Raw genomic sequence first — 14,852 nt, 5'->3', positions numbered from 1 at the left:
GTGACGAAGACCGTCGCCGTCGTCGGAGCCGGCCCGGGTGTCGGGCTCTCGACCGCCAGGCTGTTCGGCAGCAAGGGTTTCCGGGTCGGCCTGGTCTCCAGGACGGAGTCGAGACTCCGTGGCTACGCCGAGGAGCTGCGCGCCGAGGGCATCGACGCGGAGGCCCACCCGGCGGACATCGCCGACCGCGCGCAGCTCAGCGCGGCGCTCGACGCGGTCGGCGAGATCGACGTGCTGGTGTTCGGCCCGAACCTGGTCGACCCGGCCGAGCTGCAGTTCCCCACCGAGCTGACCGTGGACTCCGTCCAGCAGCAGCTCGACATCTACGTCCACGGCGCGATCACCGCCGTCCGCCAGGTGCTGCCGGGCATGCTGGAGCGGGGCGACGGAGCACTGCTGTTCAGCACGGGCGCCTCCGCCGTCGAGCCCATCCCCATGCTGGCCAACCTGGGCATCGCCATGTCGGGCCTGCGCAACTGGGTGCACACGCTCAACGCGGAGCTGGCGCCGAGCGGGATCTACGCGGGCACGCTCACTGTGTGCGTCCGTGTCCAGAAGGGTGACGGTGAAGCAGACCCCGACGCGATCGCGGCCCGGCACTACAGCATGTACTCCGACCGCAACCGGGTCGAGGAGGTCATCGGCGACCTCGATGCGCTCCGTGTGACCGCGAAGGAGCTGCTGCCGCCCCGGAGGACATGATCAGGGGGCTTTCTTGTTCGTCTTCTGCCGGTACACGGCGGCACTGATCCTTGCCTTCTACGGCATGGCGAAACTGATGGGCTCGCAGTTCACGGTGCTGACATCGGAGCTCGACAAGCCGATGGGCGACGTCTCCGGGTTCTGGCTGACCTGGCACTACTTCAGCTACTCGCCGGTGTTCGGCACGCTGATCGCCCTCGGTCAGATCGCGCTGGCGATCATGCTGTGCTGGCGGAAGACCTCCCTCATCGCGGCGGTGGCCGGTGTCGGCGTGATGAGCACGATCTGGCTGATCGACCTCTTCTACGGCGTCGACCCGAGCGGCACCTTCATGGCGCTGCTGGCCTTGGTCCTGCTGCTCGCGGTCGTCGGGGAGCGCTTCGGCGAGCTGCGCACGCTGTTCTGGACGAGCCGTCCGACGGACTCCGCCCGCCGCTCCGCAGTCAAAGCGGGCGTGATCGCAGTGGTCCTCGCGGCACTTGGCGGCTTCACGTACTGGATCGCCAACCACAACAACCGCACGCCCACCGCGATCGACGGCGGGTGGCAGGTGGTCGGCGAGGACCGGCCGTTCGACCGCGTCTACTTCGAGTACAACCGGGCGCACATGGTGGTGTTCCGCAAAGGGGACCAGTGGGAGCAGCACCATTTCGAGGTGGGTCCGGCCGACGGCCTGGCGATGTGGGAGACCTGGTTGAGCAAGGGCCGGCAGATCTTCACCGGCACTGTCCACCGCGAGGGTTCGACCATGACGATCGACGGCACGCTGAACGGCGCCGCGACACGCTTGAAGCTCAGCAAAGTGCGCTGAAACTAAGATGAACGGCGATGAGCGAGGACGTCCACAACCGCATCGCGGTGCTGCGCGTGGAACGCGGTATCTCCCGTCGTCAGCTGGCCGAGGCACTGGGCGTGCACTACCAGACCGTCGGCTACCTGGAACGCGGTGAGTACAGCCCGAGCCTGTACCTCGCACTGAAGATCGCCGAGTACTTCGAGGTCCCGGTGGAGGTCGTCTTCTCGACCTCCCCGTTCCCGCGCATCGGCACCACCTGAGAACCACACCTTCAGGCGTTGGGCATTTGCGGCCGAACCGTCCACAGGCCGGTTCCGCCACCGCTAGGGTCCTTGCAGTAGCAAATCCGCCGAACGGGGAGGGACCATGGCGGGTCATCAGGAACGCGTCCAGCAGATGCTGCGGTTGTTCGAGGACCGCGTGAACCAGATCAGCAAGGCGCAGCACAAGCTGAGCGACATGCACGGCACGGCCCGGAGCTCGGACGGGGCGGTCACGGTGACGGTCAACCCCGCGGGCGCCGTGCTCGACCTGCGGTTGAGCCCCGACGCGATGAAGCGCTCCAACACCGCTCTGCAGCAGGACATCCTCAAGACGATCAGGCTCGCGACGGCGAACGCGGCGCAGCGGATGGACACCGAGCTCGAACCGATCCTCGGCGACCAGCTGGAGCAGGCGAAACAGGCCATGAACGCCGTGCTCCCTGCCGACGACCGGCGTTAGGAGCGAGCACGTGGACGGGTACCAGGTGAAACCGGACTCGCTGTTGGGCTACGCGGACGGCAGCGAGAGCCTCGCCGACAAGTTCGACCAGCTGGAACGGCTGCTGCACCAGGCCAAGGTGGACGACCAGTGCTTCGGCCCGCTCGGCGACGCGCTCGGCATCAGCCACAGCTACTTCAAGCTGCTCGACGAGTGCAAGGAGCTGACGAAGGGCGCGGGTGGCTATCTCAGGCACACCGCGGCGGGCCTGCACCAGACTCACGCGATCTACAAGGGCACGGAAACGGGGCTGTCGCAGGGTTTCGACGCCCTCGGCAAGGGCGCGGACGGTGAGCGGGCATGACCGGTCCGGGCACCTTCGCCGAGCTGAACTCGGCGGGCAACCAGAAGAACTGGTTCGAGAAGGCAGCGGGACAGGGCAGCTCCTGGATCGGCGCGGCACAGGACCTCGCCGACGCCACCTCCCCACCGGAAATCGGAATCGCCACGGTCTCCGCTCGGGCAGAGCTTCTGCAAACCCTTGCCAGCCCGTGCAAAGCCCTCGCGGACAACGGTCTCGGCTTCCTGGTCTCCATGGTGATGGCCTTTCCCGTCTACCTCGCGGAGCGGGCGATTGGCGACCCCGAGCAGATGCGCGCGACCGGTGAGGGCTGGGCAAAGGTGGGCGGCTGGCTGGACCAGGTCGCCGAAGCCGAGCGCCGCCGGGCGGCCGCGACGGAGGAGATCTGGCAGGGCCAAGCGGCCACCGCCTTCCGGGCGCAGATGACAGACTTCGCCGACGCCGTCAAGGCGTTGGCCGACGACGTGCGCGAGCTGAAGGACATCCTCGACACGATCGCCGACCTCTTCGACATGTTCGTCGAGTTCGCGATCGAGGCGATCACCGAGTTGGTCATCGGCTTGATCGTGCAGTGGTTGGCCGCGCTCGCCGCGTCCTGGGCAACCTGTGGAACCAGCGTCAGCGCCTCGATGGCCATGACGAGCGCACGCATCGGGAAGACCGCCTCGTCCGTGGCGAAGGAGGTCTCGTCCCTGCAACGGAAGTTGGGATCGGAGCTCGCCCGCCTTGAGGGATTGCTGACGAAGCTGCGCGGCCAGTCGGGGATTCGGCAGGTGCTGACGCAGATGGAGCGGAAGCGCAATGGCGGATTCTTCGGCAAGCAGCTCGTCAACGCGGTGGACAAGCAAAGCCACGTCGGCCGCATCTTCAGCCGGGCCGAGATGGTGATGCCGGAGAAGCAGTTCCAGGAGCTGACGGAGGAAGCGTTCGCACCGCTGCGGCACAAGCTGCCAGCCGAACTGCGCGACAAGCCGCTGAAAGAGCTGCAGGATATGCCGAAGGTGTGGGAGCACCTGCCCGGCTCGCGCGCTTCGACGACCGCGAACCGCTTCCTCCGCGAGACCACGGGCTCGACGGCACTCGCGGCGAACATCAGTGAACGCATCCTGACATCGATGGTCGGTGGCTCCACCAACGTGTGGAAGGCAGGGATGAACGCGGGCATCGCGGTCGGGACGGACGTGGTGATCGAGAAAGGCGCAGAAGCCGTCTACGACAAGGCCACCGACCCGGTCGCACCGAAGGAGCAACGCCGCGCGGACCAGGTACGCGGCTTCTCGACCGACCCCCTCCACGGAGGAAACGCGTGACCGAAAAACTCGGTGGCGTCCTGGCGATCCGCGAACACTGGTGCCGGCCAGGCGAGCCCATCCTGCGGTGTTTTCCCATGTCACCTTGGGGGCATGTGGCAATCGACGCCCCCGATCAGAGCCATGCCCCCGATCACAGTCAGCTTCCCGAAGCCGCACCCGCCAGGAGCCTCGGGGAGAAGGCGAAACGGGGCGCGGTGGGCGCGCTGGTCATCGGTGCGCTACTCGCGCTGCCGGGCGACGGCGACAACAACGACGACGACAACGCGCGCGCCAGTAGGCAGTCTTCACCCGCGCTTTACGTAGTCGGTTCGAGTCCGGAGTGCCAAGCTCGGAGGATCCTGGACAGACTTCACGAGCTTCGCTGTGCGGGCTGGTGGGTGTTCACCCCGGCACGAATCGGCTGGGTCATCGAGATCGGAGAACCGAAACCAGTCGAACCCAAGCCCGAGGAACCCGAAAAGGAATCCACACTCGGCACCGTAGCCAATATCGGCAAGGCCTTCCTCAGTTTCGCGAAGGACATAGCTGAAATTATTCGCGACACCCCGCCGCCTCCAAAATACGCACCAGGTCAGGCGATCAAGACGAAAGACGTCGAAGGCCACCTGGAGATTCGACCAGAAGACATCCACCAGGTCCAGACCATCTCCCGGAAACTCTCAAGGGACTACTCGGACCGAAAACCGACTTATGTCCGCATCGTGTTCCACGACGGCTCCGCACTGGATTTCAACACGAAGTTCGGCGTGGACGCGGACATGCTGATTGCATCACCGAGGACATAGTGCTCACAAACCAGAACCGCGAGTACGACTACGGCAAGCACAACAACGTCGCGCTGTACGGAGAGGCGGCGGAACTCGCCCATCGAACGTGGATCGAGCCGGGCGAGAAACCAATTGCCATCTTCGGCTGTCACGGACACATCGGCTCGACGGTCGGTAACGCGCACCGGGTGCCGCACCAGCCATATGGTGAGGTGCACTCGATGCGCCCCAGGGTCCTCACCGCGCCCCTGCCTACCGCGCCGGTGAGCGAAGGCCGGTTCGTCGGCGACGAGTGGGTGCACGATCCGTCGCTCGCGGCGTGGGCCTACGCCTCATTGCCCGATGCACAGGCCATCAGGATCGTCGACCACCTGGCTTCGGGACACGACGACACCTGGCTCGTCCTGTCGGACCGGCGTCTCGGTGTTCTCATCGACAACAACCGCATCGGCGACGCGACCGAGCCCGCCGAGCCATTCATGATCACGCTGTGGGAGCTACCGCTCAGCGCCGTCGCGAGAATCTCGGCGGTTCCGCTGGGCAGGGCTTCGGTCCCGCAGTGGGTGTTCCGCTTCGAGTTCACCGACTCCGCACTTGACTTCGCGTTCCCCGCGGCGGAAGACATGGCCAAGCGGGTCACGGCGGCGCTCCGCTGATCGGGGCCGTGATCCTCTGCGCGCATGGCGGGGGTCGGGCACGCTGTGCGAATGGGCGACCTGATCCAGCTCGACGACCGCTGGGTGCTGCCGTACCGGGGCATGGAGGTGACGCAGGTCCGCGTCGACAACGCGCTGACCCTCCTGCTCTCGGGCGGTGCCCTGATCACCGTCGAGTCGGCGGCGGAACTGTCCACTCCGGACGGCCCGGTGCGGCTGCTGCCCGACCGGCAGAAGGTCGCCCCGGCCCTCGCCCTGTTCGGCGCGAAGCTGACCTGGGAGATCATCTTCCGGCACGGTGCGCTGCACCTGGGCTTCGACAACGGCTACCACCTGACGGTCGAACCCGACCCGCGTTTCGAAGCGTGGTCGGCGACCGGACCGGGAGAGCTGCGCGTGGTCTGCACACCGGGTGGCGAGCTCGCCACCTGGGGGAGAACCCGGTAGTCCAGTTCCCTCGCGCGAGCATTCCGGGCAGAACTTGAGAGACGCCCGAAACCGTGCGACACCTCAGCCACTCGCGCTCACGAGTGGCTGGACTACTACCAACGAAGCGCTGTACTGGGTCAACCGCGACATCAGTCAGGCAGAAGAGTGGGCCAAGCGCTCACAGCGGAACAAGTCCGTTTAGGACGAGCAGCTCATGACCTAACGTCGAAGACGTGGATCGACTGGTTGACCTCGACGCGGCGGCACAAGAGATCGAGTCGCGGCGAACGACCTGGGAGCAGGCGGGCTTCACCGTCGGCCAGAAGACATGGCACGACTTCACCGCCCCGTGGCCCCAGACGCTCCACACGGATCGCGCAGCCGTCGAGGACCCCGACTCCGTCGGCATCCGCCTCGACCACGACGGCGGCCCGGCCCTGGAGATCGTGCTGTTCACGGGCGGCTGGGCAGACGTCACAGCGATCGACTTCCAGATACACGAGCTCGTGGCCCTCGACGGCGGCGACATCACCACTCCCGCCGCTTTCGGCGACCTGCTCGACCAGGCATTCAGCTTCGTCCACAGGTCTCTCCAACGCCGCGACGACACTGGCTGAGAAGCGTGCTAGCCGCACAGAAGCCGGTAGTAGATCCTTCTCAGAAGCGCACGAATCACTTCTTGGGCGCAGAAACGATGTCCTGGTTCAGCAGGAGGTCGCACCGGGGGCCCGGGGCCCATCCCCGAAAACGACGACGGGCGATCGGCCGGACCACCTGCTGTCCCGGCATATCTCTTAGACCGAAGCGTCTTCAACCCGACGAACGGAGTCGCACCACATGGTGTAGTCGCCGTAGTCACCGCCCTTGACCTTGATGACCTCGGGAGAGCAGATCAGCCCGGACTTGTTCGGGACGATCCGAATCTTTGCGTCGCCCTTGCACGTGTTGTGGTAGTACACGGTGGTGTTCATCTGAACGCCACCCTGCTTGTACGAATAGGTGAAGCAGCCGCTCTTGCCCCTGTGCATCGTCGCGCCCTCGGCCGAAGCGGAACCGGCGGTGACACCCACTACGCCAGCGGCCAGCACAGCCGCAGCCAAGATCCTCGTCGCCTTGCGCATGGAACTAACTCCCTCGGTTCTGGGATGAACACGACACGAGCAGCACGAAAACCGACATCGAACATGATGTCGTTTCACTTTGGGTGCTCATTTTTACCGGTGACTACGCCCACAACTCTTGAAGTTGAGAGTGCGGCTTATGTGCCCCACCGTAACAGTTCGTGCCACTCAAGCAAATCCGGGACGGAAGCCTTGATACGCCGAGGAGAATTGCACCCTTGGGTCAGCGGGCCCCGCCGAGCGTGCTCATCTCGCGCAGCAGATTGTTGCGCGCGGCGGCCTCCCATCGTCGTCGCGCACCGGAAGTCCGGTAAATGACGTCTCGATCGACGAATCCGCGTAGGACATCGCCGCGGCCCACCCGCCAGAGCTCATCGGGAACGTGTGCGTACTCCGCCCGGACCGCCCGCACGTACCCGTCGTACCTCTCCTCATCCGCGCCGAGGATGGCGAGGTCAGCGTCGAGCAGGACCTCCGCCAGCAGATCCGCACCAGTTGCCTCGTGGTTGGTCGTGGCGAGGATGAGCATCTCAACGCGAGCCGCATCGTCTTCGGAGAGCGCGGCGTCGATGAGGTGGGTCCGCGCCCAGGCGGCACTCGCCCGCTCGTCCTCTCCCGCTTGACCGTTGTAAATGACGTCATGAGCGCAGACGGCCAGGTCGAGCACCTCGCGTTCGGCGATCTCAAGATCGAGTTCCTCGGCCAGCAGAGCCGAGTCGGCGAGCACCGCCCGGATGTGCTGTTCCGTGTGGTAGCGGCGATGCGGTTCCGCGTATTGCTCAAGCAGGTCGTCCGCCGATGACACGGCTTTCTCGATCTGACCGCCACGCCTCGTGACGGCGTGAACCCACGCGCTGCGCACGATGTCCGACATCTCTGGCACCTCGGTCTCAGGTCAACTGATCCCAGCACGAGTGGGCCAATGCGCGATCCCACCCGCCCACCGCGAAACCGTCGACAGGCGTGACCGCACGACGAAGGCGAGTGCTCGGGGAGAGCACTCGCCTTCCAGTCGCGTGGGCCGCGTGGGACTCGAACCCACAACCCGCGGATTAAAAGTCCGCTGCTCTGCCAATTGAGCTAGCGGCCCGCCGACAAGGCTAGCCGACTGCGGGGCGTGACGGGTCCGAACCGGGCATCGTGGCGGCAACGTTCTCGATCATCGCTGGTGAGCGGGGCGGCCGGCCATCGGGGACCGCCCCGGTGCCTCAGCCCTTGGCGAGCGCGGAGAGGCTCTTCCACTTGTCGTACGGGGCGCCCCAGATGTCGCTGCCGTTCGTCGGGATGTCGATCTTGGCGCCGGTCACCTCGATCGGGTCGCCGATGAGGGTGGCGTCGTGGAACTCCTTCGCCCGCTTGGAGGTCAGGTTGATGCACCCGTGCGAGACGTTGGCCTTGCCGTGCGAGCCCGCGGTGCTGTCGTTGGCGTGGATGAACTCGCCGTTCCACGACATCCGGACCGCCCACGGGGCCGGGTAGTTCTCGTAGTCGTAGGCCGGGTTGGTCATCAGCTTCAGGCGGTGCTTCTCCATCGCCCAGTACTTGCCGTTGCGGGTGACGAGCTTGCGGTCGTACTCCTTGCCGAGGCTGGCCGGGTAGTCCGCGACCTGCTCGCCGTTCTCCTTGACGATCACGTGGTGGGTCTGGTTGTCGGCGTAGGTGATGCGGGAGCGGCCGATGGTGAAGTTCCTGGTGATGCTCTCCTTGCCGAAGGAGGTGCCACCGAAGGAGACGCCGTAGAGCTTCGCGTTCAGGGTGACCTTGGTGTTCGGCTTCCAGTACTCCGCGGGGCGCCAGTAGACCTGGTCGTTGGCGGTCCACGCCCAGGAGCCCTCGGTGGCGGGCTCGGTGGTGACCTTCAGCGCCTTCTCCACCGACGCCTTGTCCTTGACGTCCTGTCCGAAGACCAGGCCGATCGGCATGGCGATGCCGTAGGTGCCGCCCTCGTTCACGTTCGGCGAGATGTTGATCATGCGGCCGGCCTTGGCGGTGCTGAAGGAGCCCGAGAGGGCGACGGGCTTGCCGTCCGACCCGGTCGCGCTGCCCGCCCAGGTGTAGGTCTTGCTGAAGCCGAGGTCCTCGGCAGGCTGCCAGCTCTTCTTGTCGTCGGAGAGCTTGCCCGCGACCTCCTTGCCCTCACCGTTGGACAGCTTCACGTCGGTCAGCGTGCCGTCGGTGACCGCGACCTTGACCTCCTGGCCCGGCGGCACGTCCTTGGCGCCGTCGGAGGGCGCGATCGCGACCTTCGCGGGCACCTTGGGCGCTTCACTCGCCTCCGAGACGCTGCCCGGCCCCGTGCCTCCCCCGCCGGTGCACGCGCTGAGCGCCGGAGTCAACGCGAGCGCGGCGCACCCCAGCGCGACCAGCACCCAACGACGCCCGGAACGACCCTTGTCCCCCACCATCGTGTCCCTTCCCGCAAGCCATGAACGCAATCACCTTGACGCCCTGAGCACGTCGTGCGTTGACGTCGGCATCTATGACCTGCGTCACACTTACGTGTAAGGAGTGCGAGTTCGTGGCATGCGCCGCCCTGCATTGACTACGCGAAATTACGGGAGTCACCTGGTAGGACAACCTGATCGGTCCTCTGTGGACACGCTGCGGCGCGGGGTTGGTCCACCAGGTCACGATTTGGTTCCGCCGAATGCCGATCCGGGTTCCACCCAGGACGTCAGCACCGCGCCAACACCTCCGCCCTCGGCGTCAGGACGGCGTATGGGGCCTCGCGGACCGGCCGTCGCGGGAGTGTCGTGGACTTCGGCGGCCGCGACCGCGACCGCCAGTCACCACCCACGGGAGTCCACGGTGACCCTGGCTGATCTGATCCCCTCCCTGCGCACCTCGATCGACCGCCTGCCCACCCCGGAGATCTGGCCGAGCACCACCCGGCTGACCCGCTCGGGCGACCTCACCGTCGGCGGGGTCGCGCTCTCCGAGCTCGCCGGACGCTTCGGCACGCCGACCTATGTCGTCGACGAGACGCAGATCCGGGCGAACTGCCGCGCCTACCGTCACGCCCTGCCCGACGTGGAGATCGCCTACGCGGGCAAGGCGTTTCTGACCCGCGCTGTGGTCGGCTGGATCGCTGAGGAGGGTTTGTCGCTGGACGTCTGCTCCGCGGGCGAGCTCGCGGTGGCGATGGCCGCCGGCTACCCGGCCGAGCGGATCATCCTGCACGGCAACGCCAAGTCCCCCGACGACCTCAAGGCGGCGATGCGGGCAGGAGTGGGGCGGGTGGTGGTCGACTCGCTCGACGAGGTCGGCCAGCTCGGCGCGCTGGCCACCGCCCAGCCGGTGCTGGTCCGGGTCACGCCGGGCGTCGACGGCCACACCCACACCGCCGTCGCCACCGGGGTCGAGGACCAGAAGTTCGGGTTCTCCCTCGCGAGCGGGGCAGCGGCGGAGGCCGTGCGCCGAGTGCTCGCGGAGCCGAGCCTGCGGCTGGTCGGCCTGCACTGCCACATCGGCTCCCAGGTCGCTCGCGTCGCCGACTTCGAGCTCGCCGCGCGCCGGATGGTCGGCCTGCTCGACCTCGTCCGGGACGAGCACGGGATCGCGCTGCCGCAGCTGAACCTGGGCGGCGGGCACGTCGTGCCCTACCTCGCGGGCGATGAGGGCTTCGACCTCTCCGGCTTCGCGGACCGGATCCGCGGCGCGGTGCACTACGAGTGCTCGCGGCGCGGTCTGCCTGCGCCGAGGCTGACCATCGAGCCCGGCCGCTCGCTCGTCGCGCGTGCCGGGATCACGCTCTACCGCGTCGTGACCGTCAAGCACGGAACCAACCGGACGTTCGTCGCGGTCGACGGCGGGATGAGCGACAACGCCCGCCCCGCGCTGTACGGAGCCCGATACGCGGTGCGCCTTGCTGGTCGCGCAAGCCAGGCACCGGACGCCCCGGTGACCGTGGTCGGCAGGCACTGCGAGGCAGGGGACGTCATCGCACAGGACGTGCCGTTACCCGCAGACATCCACGCCGGGGACCTGCTCGCGGTGCCGTGCACGGGCGCCTATCACCACTCGCTCGCCTCGAACTACAACATGGTCGGCCGCCCGCCCGTCGTCGCCGTGCGCGACGGGGCACCGAGGCTGCTTGTGCGCGGTGAGACCGCTCAGGACCTGCTCGCCCGCGATGTCGGCGTGTAGGCCACCACCGCGGGCGCCTTGCGGACGCGCTCGTGCCAGCTGAGCAGTGTCACCGAACCGAGGATCACGGCGAAGCCGACCCACTGCGTCGCGGTCAGCGTCGTGCCGAGCAGGCCCACGCCGATCAGCGCGGCGGTCGCGGGGAACGCCAGCTCGGCAAGGGTCGCCCTGGCAACCGGAGTCGCCTGCAGCCCCAGGTAGTACAGCCGCAACGCGAGCAGACCCGGGACCACCGCGAGCAGCACCAGGCCGAGCGCGTTGTCCACACCGACCAGGACGGGAGCACCCTGCACGCCGACCACGACAGCGGACGCCGGGAGACCGATCGCGAAGCGCAGCGTGGTCACGTGCATGGGCGCCATCTCCGTGCTGACCAACCTGCCGAGCACCGTGCCACCCGCCCACAGCGCCGCCGCCCCCAGCGCGAGCAGCGCAGACGACAACGCGGCCACGCGGAACTGGGTCGGGTCGGGGAAGCTCAGCAGCCACGCCCCGAGCAGCGCGGGCACCGCGAAGGCGGCGTAGGTCCACCGCACGCGCTCGCGCAGCAGGAAGTAGGCCGCCAGCACCGCGAACACCGGCTGGAGCTTCTGCAGGACCAGCGGCGTCACCGGGTCGCCGAGCTTGAAAGCCGCGGTGAACAGCGCAGTCGCCACGGCCGAGGCTCCGACTCCGATCGCGACCAGCGCCGCCTTCTGCTTGCCGGTGCTCGCCGCGAACGCCCTGAGCGCGGCGGGCAACCAGGGCAGCAGGAGGAGCACGACGATCAGGTGCTCCCAGAACACCACGGTCGCCGGGGGCAGCGCGTCGGCGAGCGGTTTGCGCAGCAGTCCGTCAGTGCCCCACAACGCCGCGGCGCAGGCCACCAACCAGGTGCGATCACGCACCGCTCACCTCCGGGGTCGAGTTCCTCCCCTCGACAACCCGCCGCCACCCGGCCCGCATTCCCCGCGGGGCCCTGATCGACGGCCGCGCCGGGCCGGGAACCCGGCGGCCAGAACCGTCCACTGTGGACTACTTAGCAATCCGCGTTCGCTTCCAGGGAAGCAGGGTGCTTTGAAGTGCCGCGATAGGTCCGCACTATCGTCCGGCGGGTGGAGATGTACGCGGCGGTCGTCGATCGCGAGGTGTCTGCCGAGGAAGCTCCGAAGCTCGCTGACGAGGTTCGGAGCTGGCTGCTGATGCGGCAGGTGATCAGCGGGGAGCAGTTCGAGATCTTCGAGGGCGACCCGCTGTGGGCCTACCGCCCAGGCTCGAACGTCAAGCGCCTGCTCGGCCCGAGCCCGGACATGCTGCGCGGCGTGCGGATCGTGACCGGCCGCACCGCCTTCTCCTCCACCGCGGGCCACTTCCTGTTCTGCCCGGTGTGCCGCTACACCTTCGAGCCGGACGAGGAGGACGCCATCGACGCCCTCGCCGACTGGCAGGCCGGCGGCAACGCGGGCCCGGTGAGCTGCCCGGACTGCTACCTCACCCAGCCGATCACCGAGTGGGACGGCGACTGGGCCTACGGCAACCTCGGCATCGAGTTCCACGGCTGGCCGGACCTGCCGTACTTCTTCGTCAGGGAGCTGACCAGGCTGCTCGCGCACGAGACAGCGGTGGCCTGCGGCGTCGCGCGCTGATCAGGTCCGCTTCCCGCGCCGTGGGGCGGAGGACCGCACGAGCCGGAGGACGGCGAGGGCGCGGTCGCCCCGCTTGCCCGGAGCGAGCACCGCGACGATCCCCGCGATCAGGAACACCAGCGCGGACGGCCCGTAGCGGAGCGAGAGCGCAACGGCCGCGATCGGCACCGGTGCGCTGAGCAGCACCTGGACAGCTGTTGACATGGGGCGTTCTCCCTCGGTGGACGAGGAGAAACGCCCGTCGCGTTGGACACGCGCCCTCCTTCGCCGTGCAGAAGAAGGAACGCCTGCACCTCCACGGCCAGCCGCCCCCCCGTTTCGGCCACCGAGTCAGGAACAGACGACCTCGGACCAGTCCAGCTTGCCAGCGACGCCCCGGCCGGAGCCATCCGCCGTCCGGAGCACGGCAGCCACGTTGACTTGATGTTCCTCCCCGCCGAGAGCGAGCGCGCCGAGCTGGTCGAGGTCATCCGCCTCGGCGGCAGCGACGACGGCCTGCTGGTGGCGATCTGGGAGGCAGACCGCGCCCGGAGCGCGCTCGACCTGATCGCGAGCGTGCCGCACGAGGAGATCAAGCGCTGTTTCGTCCCGGGCTGGACGATCCGGGCGCACGGCGCCGCCGGGCCGCTGTTCGAGATCGAGTTCTGCTTCCGGTGCGACGGGGCGAAGCTGAGCGGACCGGTCGTCGCCGAGGACCAGCGGACGATCCACGGCTTCGACGCGCGGAGCGCCCAGGCCCAGGAGCTGCTGTCCCGGTTCCGCTCCGAAGAACCCGCCTGACGTGCCCGGTTACGCTGGACGGCGTGACCGCTGGAACTCCCTCGTTGAAGATCGGCCAGTACCTGGTCGATCCCGCCGTCGTGCTCGCACCGATGGCCGGGATCACCAACGTGGCCTTTCGGCAGCTCTGCCGGGAGTTCGGCAGCCCCACCTCGCTCTACGTCTGCGAGATGATCACCGCACGGGCCATCGTCGAGCGCGACGCCAAAACCATGCGGATGATCGCCTTCGGCGAGGGGCTCGCGGACCACGTCGACATGAACTTCGGCTGCCCGAAGTCAACAGGTTCACACCTGGCCGACTCGCCCATCAGCGGGTGATCGACCTTGCCTGCCGTTCCTGGTGACGAGCAACAGCCCGCTCAGTTCCGGGCGGCAGCGCACAGATGACCTGATCGGGTTCCACGTAGAAGACGTTGGGGTTGTTGTTGTGCGGCCCCCAACCGACCGTTCCCCGGATCATGAGGATGCTGCCCGGTACCGGCCAGTTACCCGCAAACCATGTGTCTTGCTGGTAGCCAGTCCCCCAAACGATCACCGCCTTGCTACCGCGTCGTGCCCGTTGGTAGACGCTGGCCATCCGAACAACGTGAAGCCCTGGCTCCGCCATTTGCCTGGCGCACATCGCTTGCCAGCGACTGTTCATCAGTGCGTCACGCCTGGCCTGCCGCCTTGTCGCCAGCCAAGCGACGAGCAGCACGATCACAACCAGGACGATCACATTCGCAAGGTCCACTTACCGTCCCCCCGGCCGGCAGCCGCATGCATGCGGCGATGAGTTGCTACGCGGACGCCGGTCAGGGATGCGGACCGATCGTCACGACGGTGATCTGGCCATCCTCAGGTCCGTAGACCCACCAGATGCGCCACGCCGAGGGAGTCTTGTTCTCCACATAAGACTCCCAAAGCGTGACACCACCTGGTCCAGGAACCGACTGGTAGTCGTGCGAGTGCAAGCCGGGATGACGTGGTCCTACCTGCTCAAGCAATCGAAGTGCCTTGCGCACCTTCTTCAGCTTTGGCTCGTACTGCTTCTTCGACCGCAGATCGCCGAGAACTCGCTCGGCTTCGCGGGTGTACAGCAGGTCGAACGGTGGAGCACTCACAGCTTGTCGGAATCCTCATCGTCGTCGGCCGTCACCCAAGCCAGCGACCGCGCCTTGCCCTCTGCGGCATCGGCGAGCCCACGGAACAGGGAGGCTCGCAGTTCGTCGTTCTCCCACACGAGCAGCTCCCGCTTGGGGATGCTCGCCAGCGGGATGAGCAGGATGGCTCCCTCGTCGTTCACTGACACGGCATAGCGGTCGTTCTTGTGCGCCCCGGCCTTGCTAATCGCGACGCGGGCGCGCTCATCCGCCGTCACCTCGGCGACAGCCCGGAACCCTTCGAGCGTGGTCATGGCATCCACCTCCCGTCGACAACAACCGTAGCGCCGTGTGGGTATATGGGCAATAC

Annotated in this window: 21 protein-coding genes, 1 tRNA gene and 1 pseudogene; 14 read left to right on the top strand and 9 right to left on the bottom strand. The window is 67.3% G+C overall.

Going from position 1 to position 14,852, the window contains the following annotated elements; translation table 11 throughout:
• The 10 genes from ACFFQA_RS14285 to ACFFQA_RS14240 all read left to right on the top strand — a co-directional run bounded on the left by ACFFQA_RS14285 (position 1) and on the right by ACFFQA_RS14240 (position 6,343).
• Positions 1-702, top strand: coding sequence for an SDR family NAD(P)-dependent oxidoreductase (locus tag ACFFQA_RS14285; RefSeq protein ID WP_377852386.1), 702 nt, complete (start codon positions 1-3; stop codon positions 700-702).
• Between the two features lie 13 nt (positions 703-715).
• Positions 716-1,513, top strand: coding sequence for a hypothetical protein (locus ACFFQA_RS14280; protein WP_377852385.1), 798 nt, complete (start codon positions 716-718; stop codon positions 1,511-1,513).
• A gap of 17 nt (positions 1,514-1,530) precedes the next feature.
• Positions 1,531-1,758, top strand: a complete 228-nt coding sequence (locus ACFFQA_RS14275; RefSeq protein ID WP_377852384.1) for a helix-turn-helix transcriptional regulator — start codon at positions 1,531-1,533, stop codon at positions 1,756-1,758.
• A 106-nt stretch (positions 1,759-1,864) separates the two neighbouring features.
• The gene (locus ACFFQA_RS14270) at positions 1,865-2,221 is read left to right on the top strand and encodes a YbaB/EbfC family nucleoid-associated protein (RefSeq protein WP_377852383.1); all 357 of its coding nucleotides are present in this window, start codon (positions 1,865-1,867) and stop codon (positions 2,219-2,221) included.
• Between the two features lie 10 nt (positions 2,222-2,231).
• Positions 2,232-2,564, top strand: coding sequence for a hypothetical protein (locus ACFFQA_RS14265; RefSeq protein ID WP_377852382.1), 333 nt, complete (start codon positions 2,232-2,234; stop codon positions 2,562-2,564).
• Positions 2,561-3,871: a WXG100 family type VII secretion target gene (locus ACFFQA_RS14260; protein WP_377852381.1), complete on the top strand. Its 1,311-nt coding sequence runs from the start codon at positions 2,561-2,563 to the stop codon at positions 3,869-3,871. Before ACFFQA_RS14265 ends, ACFFQA_RS14260 begins: the two co-directional genes overlap by 4 nt.
• Positions 3,868-4,659: a hypothetical protein gene (locus tag ACFFQA_RS14255; protein WP_377852380.1), complete on the top strand. Its 792-nt coding sequence runs from the start codon at positions 3,868-3,870 to the stop codon at positions 4,657-4,659. The genes ACFFQA_RS14260 and ACFFQA_RS14255 overlap by 4 nt, the downstream gene beginning before the upstream one ends.
• A complete protein-coding gene (locus ACFFQA_RS14250; protein ID WP_377852379.1) occupies positions 4,659-5,297 on the top strand; it encodes a hypothetical protein in 639 nt (212 codons plus the stop codon). Before ACFFQA_RS14255 ends, ACFFQA_RS14250 begins: the two co-directional genes overlap by 1 nt.
• A 51-nt stretch (positions 5,298-5,348) precedes the next feature.
• Positions 5,349-5,744: a DUF6188 family protein gene (locus ACFFQA_RS14245; RefSeq protein ID WP_377852378.1), complete on the top strand. Its 396-nt coding sequence runs from the start codon at positions 5,349-5,351 to the stop codon at positions 5,742-5,744.
• Between the two features lie 215 nt (positions 5,745-5,959).
• A complete protein-coding gene (locus ACFFQA_RS14240; RefSeq protein ID WP_377852377.1) occupies positions 5,960-6,343 on the top strand; it encodes a hypothetical protein in 384 nt (127 codons plus the stop codon).
• Between the two features lie 177 nt (positions 6,344-6,520).
• Here the strand turns inward: ACFFQA_RS14240 and ACFFQA_RS14235 are convergent, their stop codons facing one another.
• The 4 genes from ACFFQA_RS14235 to ACFFQA_RS14220 all read right to left on the bottom strand — a co-directional run bounded on the left by ACFFQA_RS14235 (position 6,521) and on the right by ACFFQA_RS14220 (position 9,252).
• Positions 6,521-6,847: a hypothetical protein gene (locus ACFFQA_RS14235; RefSeq protein WP_377852376.1), complete on the bottom strand. Its 327-nt coding sequence runs from the start codon at positions 6,845-6,847 to the stop codon at positions 6,521-6,523.
• Positions 6,848-7,070: 223 nt separating this feature from the next.
• Positions 7,071-7,721, bottom strand: coding sequence for an HD domain-containing protein (locus ACFFQA_RS14230; RefSeq protein WP_377852375.1), 651 nt, complete (start codon positions 7,719-7,721; stop codon positions 7,071-7,073).
• 143 nt (positions 7,722-7,864) lie between these two features.
• Positions 7,865-7,937 (bottom strand) — tRNA-Lys (locus ACFFQA_RS14225).
• A gap of 118 nt (positions 7,938-8,055) precedes the next feature.
• Positions 8,056-9,252 carry a L,D-transpeptidase gene (locus ACFFQA_RS14220; protein ID WP_377852374.1) on the bottom strand — a complete coding sequence of 399 codons (1,197 nt, stop codon included), beginning with the start codon at positions 9,250-9,252 and terminating at the stop codon, positions 8,056-8,058.
• 403 nt (positions 9,253-9,655) lie between these two features.
• On the opposite strand from ACFFQA_RS14220, the gene lysA reads away from it, so the two are divergent.
• Positions 9,656-10,993 (top strand): diaminopimelate decarboxylase, encoded by a 1,338-nt coding sequence (lysA, locus tag ACFFQA_RS14215; RefSeq protein ID WP_377852373.1) that lies wholly within the window; start codon positions 9,656-9,658, stop codon positions 10,991-10,993.
• On the opposite strand, the gene ACFFQA_RS14210 is transcribed toward lysA, so the two are convergent.
• Entirely contained in the window at positions 10,960-11,880 is a 921-nt protein-coding gene (locus tag ACFFQA_RS14210) for a DMT family transporter (RefSeq protein WP_377852372.1), read from the bottom strand. The two genes, lysA and ACFFQA_RS14210, sit on opposite strands and share 34 nt — an antisense overlap.
• Before the next feature lie 207 nt (positions 11,881-12,087).
• On the opposite strand from ACFFQA_RS14210, the gene ACFFQA_RS14205 reads away from it, so the two are divergent.
• The gene (locus tag ACFFQA_RS14205) at positions 12,088-12,618 is read left to right on the top strand and encodes a hypothetical protein (protein WP_377852371.1); all 531 of its coding nucleotides are present in this window, start codon (positions 12,088-12,090) and stop codon (positions 12,616-12,618) included.
• Here the strand turns inward: ACFFQA_RS14205 and ACFFQA_RS14200 are convergent, their stop codons facing one another.
• Entirely contained in the window at positions 12,619-12,822 is a 204-nt protein-coding gene (locus ACFFQA_RS14200; RefSeq protein ID WP_377852370.1) for a hypothetical protein, read from the bottom strand.
• A 219-nt stretch (positions 12,823-13,041) separates the two neighbouring features.
• On the opposite strand from ACFFQA_RS14200, the gene ACFFQA_RS14195 reads away from it, so the two are divergent.
• Positions 13,042-13,398, top strand: coding sequence for a hypothetical protein (locus ACFFQA_RS14195; RefSeq protein ID WP_377852369.1), 357 nt, complete (start codon positions 13,042-13,044; stop codon positions 13,396-13,398).
• Positions 13,399-13,412: 14 nt separating this feature from the next.
• Positions 13,413-13,673 (top strand): annotated as a pseudogene (locus ACFFQA_RS14190) (tRNA-dihydrouridine synthase); the annotation flags it as partial.
• Positions 13,674-13,707: 34 nt separating this feature from the next.
• Here the strand turns inward: ACFFQA_RS14190 and ACFFQA_RS14185 are convergent.
• The 3 genes from ACFFQA_RS14185 to ACFFQA_RS14175 all read right to left on the bottom strand — a co-directional run bounded on the left by ACFFQA_RS14185 (position 13,708) and on the right by ACFFQA_RS14175 (position 14,796).
• A complete protein-coding gene (locus tag ACFFQA_RS14185) occupies positions 13,708-14,118 on the bottom strand; it encodes a hypothetical protein (RefSeq protein ID WP_377852368.1) in 411 nt (136 codons plus the stop codon).
• Positions 14,119-14,194: 76 nt separating this feature from the next.
• On the bottom strand, positions 14,195-14,503 hold the full coding sequence (locus ACFFQA_RS14180) for a hypothetical protein (RefSeq protein WP_377852367.1): 309 nt from the start codon (positions 14,501-14,503) through the stop codon (positions 14,195-14,197).
• Positions 14,500-14,796, bottom strand: coding sequence for a hypothetical protein (locus ACFFQA_RS14175; RefSeq protein WP_377852366.1), 297 nt, complete (start codon positions 14,794-14,796; stop codon positions 14,500-14,502). Before ACFFQA_RS14175 ends, ACFFQA_RS14180 begins: the two co-directional genes overlap by 4 nt.
• Between the last annotated feature and the right edge of the window lie 56 nt (positions 14,797-14,852).

The organism is Allokutzneria oryzae, assembly GCF_042429765.1.
Lineage (GTDB): Bacteria > Actinomycetota > Actinomycetes > Mycobacteriales > Pseudonocardiaceae > Allokutzneria > Allokutzneria oryzae.
Note: the sequence above shows the minus strand (reverse complement) of the source record. Positions and strands in the feature narration are given on the sequence as shown.

What these genes read in the sequence shown, in the direction of transcription:
- ACFFQA_RS14275 (WP_377852384.1), top strand. Translation starts at nt 1,531, where the DNA reads ATGAGCGAGGACGTCCACAACCGCATCGCGGTGCTGCGCGTGGAACGC.
- ACFFQA_RS14270 (WP_377852383.1), top strand. Translation starts at nt 1,865, where the DNA reads ATGGCGGGTCATCAGGAACGCGTCCAGCAGATGCTGCGGTTGTTCGAG.
- ACFFQA_RS14260 (WP_377852381.1), top strand. Translation starts at nt 2,561, where the DNA reads ATGACCGGTCCGGGCACCTTCGCCGAGCTGAACTCGGCGGGCAACCAG.
- ACFFQA_RS14245 (WP_377852378.1), top strand. Translation starts at nt 5,349, where the DNA reads ATGGGCGACCTGATCCAGCTCGACGACCGCTGGGTGCTGCCGTACCGG.
- ACFFQA_RS14235 (WP_377852376.1), bottom strand. Translation starts at nt 6,847, where the DNA reads ATGCGCAAGGCGACGAGGATCTTGGCTGCGGCTGTGCTGGCCGCTGGC.
- ACFFQA_RS14230 (WP_377852375.1), bottom strand. Translation starts at nt 7,721, where the DNA reads ATGTCGGACATCGTGCGCAGCGCGTGGGTTCACGCCGTCACGAGGCGT.
- ACFFQA_RS14220 (WP_377852374.1), bottom strand. Translation starts at nt 9,252, where the DNA reads ATGGTGGGGGACAAGGGTCGTTCCGGGCGTCGTTGGGTGCTGGTCGCG.
- ACFFQA_RS14200 (WP_377852370.1), bottom strand. Translation starts at nt 12,822, where the DNA reads ATGTCAACAGCTGTCCAGGTGCTGCTCAGCGCACCGGTGCCGATCGCG.
- ACFFQA_RS14195 (WP_377852369.1), top strand. Translation starts at nt 13,042, where the DNA reads ATGTTCCTCCCCGCCGAGAGCGAGCGCGCCGAGCTGGTCGAGGTCATC.
- ACFFQA_RS14175 (WP_377852366.1), bottom strand. Translation starts at nt 14,796, where the DNA reads ATGACCACGCTCGAAGGGTTCCGGGCTGTCGCCGAGGTGACGGCGGAT.